Source organism: Roseivirga sp. UBA838 (genome assembly GCF_002296035.1).
Classification (GTDB): Bacteria; Bacteroidota; Bacteroidia; order Cytophagales; family Cyclobacteriaceae; genus Roseivirga; species Roseivirga thermotolerans.
This window is the reverse complement of sequence record NZ_DBHC01000032.1, coordinates 55,342-71,140: the sequence shown is the minus strand read 5'-3', so window position 1 is coordinate 71,140 and position 15,799 is coordinate 55,342. Positions and strand designations below refer to the sequence as shown.

The following is a 15,799-nucleotide window of genomic DNA, read 5'->3' as shown; positions in this document are numbered from 1 at the left end:
TGCGATAGATGTCCGACATAATTAAATTACTTCCTGATAACATAGCCAATCAGATAGCTGCCGGAGAGGTTGTTCAGCGACCTGCTTCTGTAGTGAAGGAACTGTTGGAGAATGCCATTGATGCCAAGGCAACAGATATTAAGCTCATCATAAAGGAATCAGGAAAAGCGCTTATTCAGGTAGTAGACAATGGTGTGGGTATGTCGCACATTGATGCGCGCATGTGTTTTGAACGTCATGCTACCTCAAAAATCCGCTCTACCGAAGATCTTTTTGCTATTAAAACCATGGGTTTTAGGGGAGAGGCTATGGCATCGATAGCTGCCGTGGGTCAGGTAGAGCTCAAAACCAGAAGACAAGAAGATGAACTGGGTACCCTCATACAGATAGAAGCCTCTGAAATCAAAAAACAGGAACCGGTTTCTACGCCTGTGGGTACTTCTACCTGCGTGAAAAACCTCTTTTTTAATGTGCCGGCCCGTAGAAATTTTCTCAAGTCGAATGCGGTCGAAATGCGGCATATTGTCGATGAGTTTCAGCGCGTAGCCTTGGCCAACCCCGAGGTGGCCATGTCGTTGTATCAGAACGATATGGAGGTGTATAAACTGCCGGCAGGAAAGCTTAGTAAAAGGGTGGTGGGCATATTCGGCAAAAAATATCAAGACCAAATGGCTGCTTGTGAGGAGACCACCGACTTACTGAGAGTACATGGCTATGTGGGCAAACCCGAATTTGCCAGGAAAACAAGAGGAGAGCAGTTCTTCTTTGTTAATAACCGCTTTATTAAAAGCAACTATCTCAACCATGCCGTAATGACAGCCTTTGAGCAGTTATTGCCCGAAGGTAGCTTTCCGTTTTATACGCTATTTATTGAAATAGACCCCAGGCATATCGATATTAATGTACACCCTACCAAAACAGAAATTAAGTTTGACGATGAGCGCACCGTCTATGCTGTGGTGAGGGCGGCAGTTAAGCAGGCGTTGGGAACCCACAACATTGCCCCGGCTATTGACTTCTCACACGATGTGAATTTTGCAAGCTTTCGGCCCCAAAATTCTCCTCCTGAACAAAGTGGGAAGGCCGCTGAGAGGGACTATGCACAGTTCAAAACCTTTGAGCGCAAGACCAATGCCAGCCATTGGGAAAAGCTCTATGAAGGTTTGAAAACGGAAATTTCTCAACAGGAGGAAAGTAACCGCCAAATGGAAATACACCCGGAGACTCAAAGTACGATAACTCTGGGCAGTGCGGCCAACTCGATTTCGGAGCGTACGCCTGTGGCTAAACCGGAGAAGTCTTATTTTCAGATACATAAAAAGTATATTGCCACTCAGGTAAAATCGGGGCTTATGCTCATAGCCCAACAACCCGCCCATGAGCGCATTTTATACGAAAAGTTTTTAGATCACATATCCAGAAGAAACGGGGCGTCACAACAGGCGCTTTTTCCGCAAACCCTTAAGCTCAATGCGGCCGACTTTGCCTTGGTACATGACATTCAGGCAGAGTTGAATGCGATTGGCTTTGAATTTGCCGACTTTGGAGACCACTCCATAGTAATAAATGGAGTTCCGGCCGATTTAAAATCGGTGAATGAAAAGGCGTTGTTCGAAGGCTTTATAGAGCAGTTTAAACTAAACCAGTCGGAATTGAGTATATCAAATGATGAGAATATAGCCCGGGCTATTGCTAAGCGTTCATCTATTAAGGTAGGTAGTACTCTCAGTGCCGAAGAGATGAGCTCTATAATAGACCAGCTCTTTGCCTGCAAAAGCCCTAATTATTCTCCCGATGGCAGAAAGACAACGTTCATTCTGGAATTAGATAAGATAGACCAGTTTTTTAACTAGAACTTATGTTTGGAAGACTTACACCTCTGGTAAAGAATTTACTGATTATTAATATAGGAATAGCTCTTATTCAAGGGTTTTTTAAGATTGACCTAGGCGATTATTTTGGCTTGTATTACATTTCGGCACCAGAATTTAAGCCCTTTCAGTTTGTTACTTACATGTTTCTGCATAGTACCGAGAGTATCATGCACATCTTCGGTAACATGTTTGCTTTGTTCATCTTTGGGCCATTGTTAGAGCAGTTTTTAGGGGCTAAGAAATTTTTAATACTCTATATGGTTACCGGTATAGGTGCCGGGCTTTTTTATACTGCGGTAAATTATGTAGAAGTCAGTGCTGTGCACAGAGATGTCAATGCTTATATTCTAAATCCAAACCCGGATGATTTTAATAGGCTACTGATTGATCATGGAGACAACCTTAATCCTCAGATTTATGAGTTTGTAGATGATTACTCAAGAAACCCGAACTCTCAACAATTGGAGAGGCAATCGGTTTCACTTGCCGAGCAACTTTACAGACTCTACGGTCAATACAATATGGTAGGCGCCTCGGGTGCGGTTTTCGGAATTTTGGCTGCATTTGCCCTATTCTTTCCTAATACCGAACTTTTCTTATTGTTTATACCGTTTCCCATCAAGGCCAAGTATTTGGTCACTGTCTATATTCTTTACGAAGTTTTTGCAGAGTTACAGCGGGCTCCGGGCGACAACGTGGCTCACTTGGCCCATATCGGAGGAGCACTGATTGCCTTCTTTATGGTGAGGTATTGGAAAAAGCAGAGGAGAGATTTCTACTAACATGAATAGCATTTTAGACGATTTTAAGATTGCCTTCAGGTCGGGCAATATTCTTAACCAGATTATCATCATTAATGTGGTGATTTTTGTGGGTGTAGGGGTGCTTGGGATATTGCTCACCTTGGTCGGAGAGCGATCAGCTTACTTTGCAATATCGAACCACCTTATGTTACCCTCCAATACCGATGAATTGTGGAGACAACCCTGGGCCATAATTAGTTACTTTTTCTTCCACAAACAGTTTTTTCACATTCTTTGGAATATGCTGTGTATGTACTGGTTCGGTAGAATCATAAGTGAGTACATAGGTCAGAATAAATTACTAGGTCTATATGTTTGGGGCGGTATTGGCGGAGGTGTTCTGTACCTAGTCGCCTATAATTTTCTTCCATATTTTGAGAGTGTGGTAGACAGCTCCTATCTACTGGGAGCTTCTGCAGGAGTTATTGCAATAGTGGTTGGTGCGGCCACATTTTACCCCGACTATACTGTTCACTTGTTGCTTCTCGGGCCCGTTCGCCTAAAATACATTGCGGCAGCAATAGTTCTACTTTCATTTATACAAAGCACCGGTTCGAATGCAGGGGGAGAAATAGCTCACTTAGGGGGCGCACTGGTAGGTTATATAAGCGTTAGGCAGTTGCAAAGAGGCAATGACTGGAGCAGGCCAATTGTGAGTTTTATGGTATGGGTGAAGAGTCTCTTCAAACCGCAGCCAAAAATTAAGGTGAGCTACAAAAACACCAGACGAAGTACAAGCTCTAAAACCTCGGGTAAATCAGAGAAGAAGGCTAAGTCTAAAAGTGCACAGGAAGAAATAGATGCTATTCTGGATAAAATCTCTGAAAAAGGCTACGATGCTCTAACCAAAGAAGAGAAACAGAAGCTTTTTAATGCCAGCAAAGACTAGTTAATAGTTATCGGCTAACGGGTATCGAAGTCTTTGTCTTGTTCTGATATAGGTTGACCGTTGGTTTATCTAATTTCTAAAGACCATCCTCCCAGGTAGAGCTTCAGGATTTCCTGCTTCTAACTCTTATTTGCCAATTGTCCACAGGCCGCATCAATGTCTTTTCCACGGCTTCTGCGCACATTTACAACGATTCCCTTCTCTTCCAAAACCCGTTTGTACATGTCCAGGCTGGCCGGGTCTGCTTGTTGAAACTCTCCATCATCAATCGGGTTATACTCAATGATGTTTACCTTAGAAGCCACTTTGCCGCAGTACTTTGCCAAAGCGCGGGCATGCTTTTCGTCATCATTAATGTTTTTCCAAACCACATACTCAAAGGTTACTTTGCGCTTGGTTTTACTGTACCAGTATTGAAGCGATTCGGCCAGCTCGGCCAAATTGCTTTTTTCATTAATAGGCATCATGCGCGTACGAGTTTCATCAATGGCCGAGTGCAATGAAACCGCCAGGTTAAACCGTACTTCATCATCGGCCAACTGCTTGATCATTTTTGGAATGCCAACTGTAGAAAGCGTAATTCTTCTTGGAGACATGCCCAGACCCTCCGGAGAGGTAATCTTTTCTATAGATTCCAGCACATTTTTATAGTTGAGCAGGGGCTCGCCCATGCCCATATACACAATGTTGGTCAGGGGACGGTCGAAGTACAGCTCTCCTTCTTCTTTAATGGCCACCACCTGGTCGTATATCTCATCGGCACTCAGGTTGCGCATTCTCTTTAGCCTGGCCGTGGCACAGAAGTTACAGTCGAGGCTGCAGCCTACCTGAGAAGAGATGCAGGCGGTAATTCTGGTTTCTGTAGGAATAAGTACCGATTCAACAATCAGGTCATCGTGCAGTTTTACAGCATTTTTAATGGTGCCGTCAGCACTGCGCTGCATCTGATCTACCTTAATATGCTTTATTTCGAACCGCTCCTTGAGTAGCTCCCGGATAGAAAGCGAAATGTTGGTCATTTGGTCAAAATCTTTGGCCGATTTCTTCCAAAGCCATTCATATACCTGCTTGGCACGAAATGGTTTTTCGCCAATAGAAACAAAGAAGTCTTGAATTTCTTCCAGGCTTAGTTTGCGTATGTCTTGCTTCTTAGCGGGAGTTTGCATGCTACAAAGGTAGCACTCTAGTTTTGAATCTTAGCCAGAAAGCCCTCGGGTATATTACACACCTTACCCTGGTCATAGTCGAACATTACAATACCCGTTTTTGCTTGCGCAATTTCTTTCTCACCACACCAAAGGTGGTAGTACACATCAAAACTCTTTCTTGTAATGTTGTCAATAGCCAATTGGATGTCTATTTGGTCGCCATGAAAGGCCTCTCCTTTATAGACCACAGCCGCATCGGCCTGAATAGTGCCCATGCCTTCAATACTTTTCTCGTCTTTATAACCCAAAGAGTTGAAGAATTGATAGCGAGCCTCTTGCATCATGGCCAATATTCTGTCGTTGCCCAAATGGCCGCCATAGTTTATATCAGAAATTCTTACCAGAATAGAGGTCTTGAAAATGAAGCGGTCGGGTAGCTCAATTTTAACTCGGGCCATAGTACTATTTTGCTGCGAATCTAAGACAATATGGCCGAATTAGAGCCTTTGGGGCCATTTTTTCGGTCATAATTTCCGATTTATTGGCTTGGATTATCATTTGATGCAGTGCCCACGAGCATAGATGCTCATGGAGGAGAAAAAAATAGAACAATGGATTTTAAGAAATATACAATCAAATCGCAGGAAGCCATTCAGAAGGCAGCAGAGATAGCCAGCGGAAATCAACAGCAGGCCATTGAGCCAGGCCATCTTCTGAAGGCCATACTGCTAACCGATGAGAATGTAGTATCATTCTTATTAAAGAAGTTAGGCATAAACAAGGGGCAGTTGGATGCTCGGCTTGAGGAGATAATTAATAGCTACCCGAAAGTGAGTGGTCAACAGCCTTACTTATCGAGCGATGCCCACGCTGCTTTGACTAAGGCTTTGGATCATTTGAAGGAGTTTGGCGATGAGTTTGTAGCTATTGAGCACATTATGCTTGGCTTGCTCAAAGGGAAGGAAAAAGTAGGTATTCTACTCAAGGAGCTTGGTTTTGCAGAAAAGCACTTGGTTGCGGCTATTAAAGAGCTGAGGGGTGGCAATTCGGTAACAGACCCTAATGCCGAAGCCAAATATCAGTCACTCAATAGGTATTCTAAGAATTTGAACGAATTGGCGCGTTCCGGAAAAATCGATCCGGTGATTGGCCGCGATGAGGAAATAAGAAGAGTGCTGCAGATTCTTTCCAGACGCACCAAAAACAACCCTATTTTACTGGGCGAACCCGGAGTTGGTAAAACCGCCATTGTAGAAGGTATGGCTCAGCGCATAGTAGATGGTGACGTGCCTGAAAATCTGAAAAGCAAAACCCTGATTTCTCTGGATATGGGTTTGTTGGTGGCAGGAGCCAAGTATAAAGGAGAGTTTGAAGAAAGGCTCAAAGCGGTGATCAAGGAAGTGCAGGATTCTGATGGAGAGATTATTCTTTTTATCGATGAGATTCATACTTTGATTGGTGCCGGAGGCGGTGGTGAAGGGGCCATGGATGCCGCCAACTTGTTAAAACCCGCCTTGGCCAGGGGAGAACTCCATGCTATTGGGGCCACAACACTCAAAGAGTACCAGAAATATATCGAAAAAGACAAGGCTCTTGAGCGAAGGTTTCAGTCGGTAATTGTAGATGAACCCAACCAGGAAGACGCCATTTCTATCTTGCGAGGCATTAAAGAGAAATATGAGGTTCACCATGGGGTGAGAATTCAGGACGATGCGGTGATCGCTGCGGTGGAACTTTCCAGCAGATATATTTCAGACCGATTTCTTCCGGATAAGGCCATTGACCTGATGGACGAGGCCGCCTCTAAACTGAGAATTGAGATTGACTCGCTTCCTGAAGAACTGGATGAACTGAACCGCAAGATTATGCAGTTGGAAATTGAGCGGGAGGCTATTCGCAGAGAGAAGAATAAAGACAAAGAATCTGTGCTCTCGAAAGAGATAGCCGAACTTTCAGAAAAGCGCGATAGCCTCAAGGCCAAGTGGGAGAATGAGAAAGAAGTGATTGTTGGTATTAGGGCCGAAAAAGAGAATATAGACAGGTATAAGTCTGAAGCTGAGAAAGCCGAACGTGAAGGAGACTTTGGCAGAGTAGCCGAGATACGCTATGGTAAAATTACTGAGGCCGAACGAAAGCTCGAGGAGTATAAACAAAAGATGAAAGAAATGCAGGGTGAAAAATCTCTGCTCAAAGAGGAGGTAGATTCTGAAGATATTGCGGAAGTAGTTGCCAAGTGGACTGGCATTCCGGTTTCTAAGATGCTTCAATCTGAGCGCGATAAATTACTGCACCTGGAGGAAGAACTGGGCAAAAGAGTAGCCGGTCAGAAAGAGGCGATTGCCGCTCTGTCTGATGCAGTGCGAAGAAGCCGTGCCGGATTGCAAGACCCTAAACGCCCGATTGGTTCCTTTATATTTCTCGGCACAACAGGGGTTGGTAAAACGGAGCTGGCCAAAGCACTGGCGGAATACCTGTTCAACGATGAGAACAATATGGTGCGAATCGATATGTCAGAGTATCAGGAGCGCCATGCCGTATCGCGATTGATTGGAGCACCTCCGGGCTATGTGGGCTACGATGAAGGTGGTCAGCTCACAGAGGCCGTGCGCAGAAAGCCATACTCTGTCATTCTGCTCGATGAGATTGAAAAAGCTCACCCGGACGCTTTCAACATTCTTTTGCAGGTGCTAGATGATGGAAGATTGACGGATAACAAAGGCCGTGTGGCGAACTTTAAGAATACCATCATCATTATGACTACCAATATTGGTTCAGGTCTTATTCAGGAAAACTTTGAAAGGATTAATGAAGAGAATGTGCTGGACATTATCGATGAAACCAAGCTTCAGGTGTTCGACTTACTGAAGAAATCAGTGAGACCGGAGTTCCTCAACAGGATCGATGAGACCATTATGTTTATGCCACTGAACAAAGACAATATCCGTCAGATTGTTAGAATCCAGTTCGGACTCATTCAAAAACAGTTGCATGAAAATGGAGTTGAAATTGAGGCGACTGATGAAGTACTTGATTATCTGGGAGAACTTGGTTGGGATCCACAGTTTGGTGCCAGGCCATTGAAACGAGTGATTCAGCGAAAAGTGTTGAATGAACTGAGTAAGCAGATATTAGCCGGCAAGATTACCAAAGATTCGGTAGTGAGTGTTGAACTCAACCCCGATAAGGAAATTGAGTTTGTAAATATTGAGAAGGTGGAGGAGCTTTAGGGTCCGCTCTTTTTCTATCCTGAGTGTAACAGAGGGATCGGCCAGGTGGTATTTGGCTGATGCTTCGGCTTCGCTCAACATGAACAACATCATAATGACCCGTTACTTCTGCAATGGAAGTTAAATGAAGCCGTCCGGCCGCTTGGAGCGGTCAGACGGCTTTTTTATTTTCTGCGGAGATTATTGGATAACAAAAAAAGCTCTGAATTACTCCAGAGCCTTTGTCCCGGGTACTTTGTACCCAATACTCTGTACTATTTAGCCTTTAACCACTCCTCTCTTCTTTTTTGAGCAGCGGCATCGGCATTATTATCCCATCGGGTGCGCAAGTTTTTATCTGCGGCAAGTGTCACTTTTTTTGTCATTCGCTTACCCCATCGGTCTATTTCTACCTCTACCACATCTCCCGGCTTTCTGTCTCCAATTAGTTCATCAATATTTCGTCCTTTAAAATCGGCCAGAGGCTTGCCATCAATACTAATTATCTCATCCTCGCTCTCAATACCGGCCTCGTACATTGGGCTACCTACTATGGCATTTTGTACCATACGACCAACACCATTGTTCACTCGTACGAAGGCACCAAGCGTTGGGCTGTTCGGGTTGGGGTCTTCGAAAATAACTCCCATTTTATGGAAGAGACCAGCGTAGTCCGGCATTTCGCTTTTAAAGATGTATTGGGCAAAAAAGCTTTTAGCAAATACCTCTCCAGCATATTCCTCCAGGCGTGCTTCCAGGTCTCGCACGCTGTAACCTATCTCTGTTTTACCATGAGTTTGCCACACATGCCTCATGTAGCCATCGAGCGATTTGCCATTGTCTTGGGTTCTTAGCATCATGTCTAAGGCCAAGCCAAGTACAGAACCATAGGTGTAATATGAAATAAAAATATTGGCATTATTATCTGGGTCTATAGAAGAAGCGGCATCCACAAAAGGAGCTCTATAACTCATTTCAATAGGGTTAAAATACTTTCTACCCGGAGCATTCATCACATAGTTGACCGCGCCTCCCAGTCCGTTTACATAGTCTTCGGCACTCATGTTGCCCGACCGGGCTCGGAAAAGGTTGGTGTAATAGCTGGTGAAACCCTCAGCAAACCAAAGTTCGCCACTCATGTTGGCATCTTCAAAATCAAAGGGCTCCAGCGAGGCAGGGCGAATGCGCTCCACATTCCAGGCATGAAAAAACTCGTGAGACATAGTTCCCATAGAGGTGTTGCCCAATGGGCGATCGTGGGGTTTGCTACTCACTACAAAGGTAGAGTTTCGGTGTTCCATGCCATCGCCACTGGCATTGGGAACATAGCAAGAAAGGAAAGTATATTCACCGTAATCGAACCTCGGAAGCTCACCGAATACAGCTTTTTGTTGTTCCACTATCTTCATTACTTCTTCAAAATAAGCATCTACTTCTTGAGCAGTAGCAGTAGTGTGCAAAGCTAACCTGATATTTTGACCATCTATTTTGCGCTCACGCATATGAAGATCTGCAGCTTCTACAGGGCTGTCCATAAAGTAATATGTATCCTTTGCTTCAAAGGTATTATTGCCCAGATCCTTCATTTGGGTCGCTACCTTCCAGTTAGAACCTTCGGGCAGATTGAATTTTACCCGGACCGGACGATGGCGAATATTTCTTGCCCAAACAAACGTAGCCGGAATGTTTAGATGAGCATGAGTTTCATCAATGCCTGAGTAGGTACCACCTGCCCGGTTGGCATAAAGGGTGTATTCAAAAATAACTGTACCATCATGACCCGATACATTCCATTGATGTGGATTGGGTCTTGTTACCGGTAGTTCATTGCCTTTACTGTCTGTGGCCCTTACGGAATAGACGTTCTTGGCAAACTCATGCACCGCATAACGCCCGGGAGAGCTGCGGCTCATACGTACTTCCAGAACCTTATTCTCCAGCTTTAAAAATTTGGCCTTTATTCTGGCTTCATGATGAACCCGGTTGTCAAAAGAAATTTCGTACAAGTTGTAGGTCTGAGACAACAGGAAGTTGGTGAAGCAGGAAATTAGAAAAGTGGTAAGCAGTAGTTTTTTCATTTTATTTTTGTCTTGAACTGGATATTGGGTTTGCTAAAATAGAATTTTAGTTGATAACGTTATGCAGAACTTGTCTGACGATATGAAGGCTTGTTTCAGCATCTCGTTCTAAACCCCTTAAATAAACTCAGGGTGACGAAAGGCATTAAGGGTAAACCGCCCTCACCTCAATTTCGATCAACATATCCGGGTTCACCAAAGTATATACCCCAATGGTCGACCGAGCCACTTTGTTGGGGTTGCTCTCATTGTTGAAGAATTCGGCATAAGCCTTAAACCAACCGTCAAAGTCTGGTTTGTGGTCATTCTGCGGATCGGGTGCTACATAAACTTTCATAGCAACCACGTCTTTCAGGCTTAGGCCCTCTTCGCCTAAATATGCTTCAATTCGCTTTAAAGCACTCACACTTTGCTCGTAGGTGTCGCCAAACCTGTTGGGATCGCCATTGGGTAGGCTGGCATCTTTTGGGTTGGCCACAATACCGCTGGCAAAATACATATCGGCTCCTGCCGGTACTTTCACACCTTTTAAGATAGAAGATCCTTCGCGCTCAAAACGTTCGACCGAAGTAGATAACGTTTGCTGTTGTGGAGAAGAGCAGCCTAGTAGAACAAAGCTGAGAATGAGTGGAAATAGGATTTTAAGCCTCATGAGTTTTTTTACCAATATACAAAGACAAGCCAGCAATTTCTGCTTGGTAAATGTGAAGCGCTATCCTTAACTTAAACGCTCAACCTTAAACAAACTCATCATGAAAACCTTACGCCCTCTCTTGTGGCTAATTGCTTGCCTCTTGTGTTTGTCTACTAATGGACAGGCTCAGAAAAGAAAAAAGAACAAAACGGAACCCGATGGTCCAATGTATGCATCTGAGCTCTACAACGCTATGGAGTTTCGCTTGGTTGGTCCCTTTAGAGGTGGGCGAGCAACTGCCGTAGCAGGAGTTGTTCAAGACCCCATGACCTACTTTATGGGTGCTACGGGTGGCGTTTGGAAAACTGAAAATGCTGGTGAAAGCTGGTTCAATGTATCTGATGGATTTTTCAATACTGCCTCGGTTGGCGCTATTACGGTGGCAGAATCAGACCCTAATGTGGTTTATGTGGGAATGGGTGAGGCTCCCGTAAGAGGTGTTATGACCTCCCATGGAGATGGGGTGTATAAATCTACCGATGGTGGAAAGACCTGGACACACATGGGGCTGGAGAAGACCCTGCATATTTCAAAAATTGTAGTAGACCCGAGAAATCCTGATTTAGTAATTGTTGGAGCGCAGGGCAGCCCATATGGGGCAACAGAAGACAGAGGTATTTATCGTTCGGCAGATGGTGGTAAAACCTGGACTAAAGTACATTATGTAGATGCCAATTCGGGTGTTAGCGACCTGAGTATGGACATGACCAACCCAAGAATTATTTATGCAGCTTATTGGGATCATAGAAGATTTCCCTGGAAAGTGCAAAGCGGGGGGCCGGGCAGCGGTATTTATAAGTCTACCGATGGGGGGCTTACTTGGAGCAAACTTACCGAAGGTCTTCCCAAAGGCATTATGGGCAAAATTGGAGTTTCTGTTTCACGAGCCAACCCCAATAAAGTGTGGGCTATTATTGAAGCCGATAATGGTGGCTTGTACCGATCGGACAACGGAGGTAAAAGCTGGCGACTGATTAATCCCGACCGATTGTTAAGAGCCCGATCGTGGTACTATATGCACATTTTGGCGCACCCTACCGATGAAGAAAGTGTGTATATAATGAATGCACCACTAGTACAGTCTACCGACAATGGTAGAACTTTTGTGAATCTCAATACTCCCCATGGAGACAACCATCAATTATGGGTTAACCCCATACACCCTCAATACATGGTCAACGCCAACGATGGTGGTGCTAATGTTTCCATTGATGGAGGAAAAAATTGGTCTACCCAAAGCAATCAGCCCACTGCCCAGTTTTATAGAGTAAATGTAGATAACCAGTTTCCATATAGAATATATGGTGGGCAGCAAGACAATAGCTCCGTATCCATTGCCTCTCGTGTAGATGGCGGAGGTATTACTAATAATGATTTCTTTGCAGTTGGTGGATGCGAGAGCGCATATTCAGCTTTCGATCCGGACGACCCTAAGTATGTTTATTCAGGTTGTTACCAGGGCATTATCGATGAGTGGAATGCCAAAACCAGGCAAACCAAAGATGTTATGGCCTACCCTTTTCAGGGCTTAGGTACCAATCCGGCCGATATTAAGTACAGATTCAATTGGAATGCGCCCATCATTGCCTCCAGGCACAACCCGGGTGTTATTTATCATGCCGGAAATAAACTACTAAAAACCAGTAACCGAGGAATTACCTGGGAGGAAATAAGCCCAGATCTTACCAAAAATGATTCCACCCACATCAGCTGGGGAGGTGGGCCAATTACCAATGAGGGTGCCGGTGGAGAAATTTACCACACCATATATTATGTGGCGGAGTCTCCTCATACACCAGATGTAATCTACACAGGGGCAGATGATGGCCTTTTATATGTGACCACAGACGGAGGTAAGAACTGGAAGAACATTAGCATACCGAATGTAGAAGAAGGTATGGTCAACCAGATTGAAGTATCGCCTCACGAACCGGGAACAGTATATGTTGCCTATAACCGATACAAGTTCAATGACTTCACCCCACACATATTCAAGTCTACCGATTATGGAGTTTCCTGGACCCGGCTTGTGAAAGGTATTGAACCAGATGCTCACGTGCGTGTTGTTCGTGAAGATCCTAACAAAAAGGACTTACTATATGCAGGAACAGAAACAGGCCTTTATGTCTCTTTCGATGGGGGGCTGAGTTGGAGCAAGTTTCAATTAAACTTGCCGGTTGTTCCAATTACAGATTTGATGATTAGAGAAAATGACATGATTGTGGCTACCCAAGGCAGGGCTTTTTGGGTGCTTGACGATCTCAATCCTTTGTATGAGTTAGATAAGGCAAAAAGTGCAGACTTCTACGTCTATCAGCCGGAAAATGCCATTCGAGACAATGCCTTCAGAACAGGAAATGCCAGCATAGGCCAAAATCCTTATCCGGGCTTCTCTATTATGTACTATATCAGAGACAATAAGGATACTGTCGATTTGCAGGTTGAGTTTAGCGATGCAGAAGGCAATGTGGTAAGAACTTTCGCCAGCAATGCCGATAAAAATCAGGAGAAGCTCCGTAAAAAATCGGGCATGAATCGGCTTAACTGGAATCTTTCAGTGTTGAATCCGGAAGGAGTAGAAGGGGTGTTTATGGGGCTTGGAGCAGGAGGTCATCGGGTGGCACCGGGTAAGTATACCATGGTGATGACCTACGGAGGTGAGGTGGTGAAAAAAGAGCTGGTGGTTGAGCCTGATCCAAGATGGGAAGCAACCCCCGCCCAGTATGGCGAGCAACAACGCCTTTTGAATAGTTTGAGAGAAAAAATTGACAAACTGCAAGAGGTGGCTACTAATATTAGGTCGGTGAGAGCTCAGGTAAACGATCTCAAAGAGCGTATCGATAGTGAAGAGTTTGCCGATGTTCATGAGTTGGCGAACGCACTTATTGAAGACATTGATGCTATGGAAGAAAAGCTCATTCAGCCCAACCAAAAGACTTTTCAGGATGTAATTAATTTTCCAAATAAAGTAGAAGCTCAACTTTTGCATATCTATGGTACTATCGATGGCATTGAACCCCCGGTGACGGATGGCCAGAAAAAGCGAGCCATAGATGTAATGAAAGAGGCCGATGTGGCTATGTCTGAAGCTGCCGGTATAAATGAGAAACTCAACGAGTTGATGCAATTGATAAGGGATAGAAGAGTGCCGTTTATTGCCCCCAAAAAGAAAAAGTAATTGGAAAGAAATATAATCAACGAACTGGGTAGTCTGGCCCTGGCTACCCGCCTTAAGAACCTGAGTGAGCGACTTGCTCGCGATGTAGCACAGATATATAAAGAGTCTGCCTTTGATTTTGAACCCAGGTGGTTTGCCGTTTTTTATGCGCTTAAAGATGGCCAGGAGCTGGCTGTAACAGAATTATCTACCATGCTGCAGCAAACCCATCCGGCCATAAACCAAGTGGCAAATATACTGGTTAAGAAAGGCTTGGTAAATGAGCGTAAAGACCCACAGGATCAACGGAAGCGGTTGTTGAAGCTCTCTGCCAAAGGTAGGAAGCTGGCTCAAGATATGGATCCACTTTGGGAGAAGATTAAGCGCGCGAATGATGAACTACTCCGAGAATCGAAAGATATACTCGCAAGTCTCGAAGCTGTTGAGCAGGCCTTGGATAAGAAGTCAATTAACGAGCGGCTACGACCAATGAAGTAGTGATTTTATAGGTGTACTTATCTACCGGGTTTCATTGAGCTTTCTGTACTCGCAAAAGTAGTGTAGATGTTTCGGCTGCGCTCAACATGGAAAGTGTTCGGTGCCCCTTTCCCATCCTGAGCTTGCCGAAGGATCTGTCGGTTTCGTAAAGTTTTCCGTACTCACAAAAAAGGTGTAGATGTTTCGGCTTCGCTCAACATGGAAAGGAAGTGCGGTGCCCTTTTTCCATCCTGAGCTTGCCGAAGGATCTGTCGGTTTGGTTAAGTTTTCCGTACTCGCAAAAAAGGTGTAGATGTTTCGGCTGCGCTCAACGGGGAAAAGAAGTGCGGAGCTCTTTTCCCATCCTGAGCTTGCCGAAGGATCAGCTGGTTTCGTTAAGTTTCCGTGCTCAAAAAAGTAGTGTAGATGTTTTGGCTTCGCTCAACATAGAAAAGTGTTTGGTACTCCTTTCCCATCCTGAGCTTGCCGAAGGATCTGTCGGTTTCATTGAGCCTTCTGTACTCACAAAAAAGGTGTAGATGTTTCGGCTTCGCTCAACACGGAAAGTGTTCGGTGTCCTTTTCCCCATCCTGAGCTTGTCGAAGGATCTGCTGGTTTGGTTAAGTTTTCCGTACTCGCAAAAAAGGTGTAGATGTTTCGGCTGCGCTCAACATGGAAAAGAAGTGCGGTGCCCCTTTCCCATCCTGAGCTTGCCGAAGGATCTGTAGGTGTAAAATTTTGGTAGATTTACTTAAGAACACACACTAATGAATAAGACTTTCTTCATCTACATTACCACAAACCCAAATAAATCTGTTCTCTATATAGGAAGAACGGATAATCTCTTACAACGAATTACTGAGCATTATCTAAACCGAGGGAAGCCGGAGACTTTTGCTGGAAAATACTATTGCTACAATCTCATTTATTATGAAGAGACCCCATACGTACTGAATGCAATCGCCAGAGAAAGCCAGCTGAAAGGATGGAGGAGGTCTAAAAAAGAAGCGCTCATCTCAGAAATAAATCCTGAGTGGAAGTTCCTCAATTCTGAAATAATGAAATGGCCTCCTGAAGATCCCTTTCATAGAGGAGACTTTTACAAGAATTGAAATAGTGGCTTGTACTTTCCGCTAAAGAGAAGGGTGTTATTTTCCATCCCGAGCTTGCCGAAGGATCTGCCGGGTTTCATTGAGCCTTCTGTACTCGCAAAAGTGGTGTAGATGTTTCGGTTGCGCTCAACATGGAAAGTGTTTGGTGTCCTTTTTTCATCCTGAGCTTGCCGAAGGATCTGTCGGTTTCATTGAGCTTTATGTACTCACAAAAGTAGTGTAGATGTTTTGGCTTCGCTCAACATGGAAAGTGTTTGGTGTCCTTTTCCCCATCCTGAGCTTGCCGAAGGATCTGCTGGTTTGGTTAAGTTTTCCGTGCTCAAAAAGTGATATAGATGTTTTGGCTTCACTCAACAGGGAA

11 protein-coding genes are annotated in these 15,799 nt (G+C 44.5%); 7 read left to right on the top strand and 4 right to left on the bottom strand.

Translation table 11 applies throughout. From position 1 onward, the window contains the following. Positions 1-8: 8 nt before the first annotated feature. Genes mutL through B3O12_RS10770 form a run of 3 tightly spaced genes read left to right on the top strand, consistent with a single transcriptional unit; the run spans position 9 to position 3,566 of the window. Positions 9-1,853 carry a DNA mismatch repair endonuclease MutL gene (mutL, locus tag B3O12_RS10780; protein WP_286756296.1) on the top strand — a complete coding sequence of 615 codons (1,845 nt, stop codon included), beginning with the start codon at positions 9-11 and terminating at the stop codon, positions 1,851-1,853. Positions 1,854-1,858: 5 nt separating this feature from the next. Continuing rightward, entirely contained in the window at positions 1,859-2,656 is a 798-nt protein-coding gene (locus tag B3O12_RS10775; RefSeq protein WP_286756295.1) for a rhomboid family intramembrane serine protease, read from the top strand. A 1-nt stretch (position 2,657) separates the two neighbouring features. Next, complete coding sequence (locus tag B3O12_RS10770; protein WP_286756294.1) at positions 2,658-3,566, top strand: rhomboid family intramembrane serine protease; 909 nt, start codon at positions 2,658-2,660, stop codon at positions 3,564-3,566. 119 nt (positions 3,567-3,685) lie between these two features. Here B3O12_RS10770 and rlmN read toward each other — a convergent pair whose 3' ends face one another. Together rlmN and B3O12_RS10760 are read right to left on the bottom strand one after the other, a co-directional pair. Continuing rightward, positions 3,686-4,732, bottom strand: coding sequence for a 23S rRNA (adenine(2503)-C(2))-methyltransferase RlmN (gene rlmN / locus B3O12_RS10765; protein ID WP_286744210.1), 1,047 nt, complete (start codon positions 4,730-4,732; stop codon positions 3,686-3,688). Positions 4,733-4,749: 17 nt separating this feature from the next. Then, positions 4,750-5,172, bottom strand: coding sequence for an acyl-CoA thioesterase (locus B3O12_RS10760; RefSeq protein ID WP_286756293.1), 423 nt, complete (start codon positions 5,170-5,172; stop codon positions 4,750-4,752). Between the two features lie 153 nt (positions 5,173-5,325). On the opposite strand from B3O12_RS10760, the gene clpB reads away from it, so the two are divergent. Continuing rightward, positions 5,326-7,941, top strand: a complete 2,616-nt coding sequence (clpB, locus tag B3O12_RS10755; RefSeq protein ID WP_286756292.1) for an ATP-dependent chaperone ClpB — start codon at positions 5,326-5,328, stop codon at positions 7,939-7,941. Between the two features lie 254 nt (positions 7,942-8,195). On the opposite strand, the gene B3O12_RS10750 is transcribed toward clpB, so the two are convergent. Beyond that, a complete protein-coding gene (locus B3O12_RS10750) occupies positions 8,196-9,998 on the bottom strand; it encodes a M61 family metallopeptidase (RefSeq protein ID WP_286756291.1) in 1,803 nt (600 codons plus the stop codon). 145 nt (positions 9,999-10,143) lie between these two features. Further along, entirely contained in the window at positions 10,144-10,650 is a 507-nt protein-coding gene (locus B3O12_RS10745; protein WP_286756290.1) for a RidA family protein, read from the bottom strand. 100 nt (positions 10,651-10,750) lie between these two features. Here B3O12_RS10745 and B3O12_RS10740 point away from each other — a divergent pair, with 100 nt between their 5' ends. The 3 genes from B3O12_RS10740 to B3O12_RS10730 all read left to right on the top strand — a co-directional run bounded on the left by B3O12_RS10740 (position 10,751) and on the right by B3O12_RS10730 (position 15,438). Beyond that, positions 10,751-13,870: a VPS10 domain-containing protein gene (locus tag B3O12_RS10740; RefSeq protein ID WP_286756288.1), complete on the top strand. Its 3,120-nt coding sequence runs from the start codon at positions 10,751-10,753 to the stop codon at positions 13,868-13,870. Further along, the gene (locus B3O12_RS10735) at positions 13,871-14,347 is read left to right on the top strand and encodes a MarR family winged helix-turn-helix transcriptional regulator (protein ID WP_189628509.1); all 477 of its coding nucleotides are present in this window, start codon (positions 13,871-13,873) and stop codon (positions 14,345-14,347) included. 746 nt (positions 14,348-15,093) lie between these two features. Beyond that, positions 15,094-15,438, top strand: coding sequence for a GIY-YIG nuclease family protein (locus B3O12_RS10730; RefSeq protein WP_286756287.1), 345 nt, complete (start codon positions 15,094-15,096; stop codon positions 15,436-15,438). The last annotated feature ends 361 nt before the right edge of the window (positions 15,439-15,799 follow it).

Excerpts from the sequence above, each read along its gene's own strand:
- mutL (WP_286756296.1), top strand. The coding sequence starts at position 9 with ATGTCCGACATAATTAAATTACTTCCTGATAACATAGCCAATCAGATA.
- B3O12_RS10775 (WP_286756295.1), top strand. The coding sequence starts at position 1,859 with ATGTTTGGAAGACTTACACCTCTGGTAAAGAATTTACTGATTATTAAT.
- B3O12_RS10770 (WP_286756294.1), top strand. The coding sequence starts at position 2,658 with ATGAATAGCATTTTAGACGATTTTAAGATTGCCTTCAGGTCGGGCAAT.
- rlmN (WP_286744210.1), bottom strand. The coding sequence starts at position 4,732 with ATGCAAACTCCCGCTAAGAAGCAAGACATACGCAAACTAAGCCTGGAA.
- B3O12_RS10760 (WP_286756293.1), bottom strand. The coding sequence starts at position 5,172 with ATGGCCCGAGTTAAAATTGAGCTACCCGACCGCTTCATTTTCAAGACC.
- clpB (WP_286756292.1), top strand. The coding sequence starts at position 5,326 with ATGGATTTTAAGAAATATACAATCAAATCGCAGGAAGCCATTCAGAAG.
- B3O12_RS10750 (WP_286756291.1), bottom strand. The coding sequence starts at position 9,998 with ATGAAAAAACTACTGCTTACCACTTTTCTAATTTCCTGCTTCACCAAC.
- B3O12_RS10745 (WP_286756290.1), bottom strand. The coding sequence starts at position 10,650 with ATGAGGCTTAAAATCCTATTTCCACTCATTCTCAGCTTTGTTCTACTA.
- B3O12_RS10740 (WP_286756288.1), top strand. The coding sequence starts at position 10,751 with ATGAAAACCTTACGCCCTCTCTTGTGGCTAATTGCTTGCCTCTTGTGT.
- B3O12_RS10730 (WP_286756287.1), top strand. The coding sequence starts at position 15,094 with ATGAATAAGACTTTCTTCATCTACATTACCACAAACCCAAATAAATCT.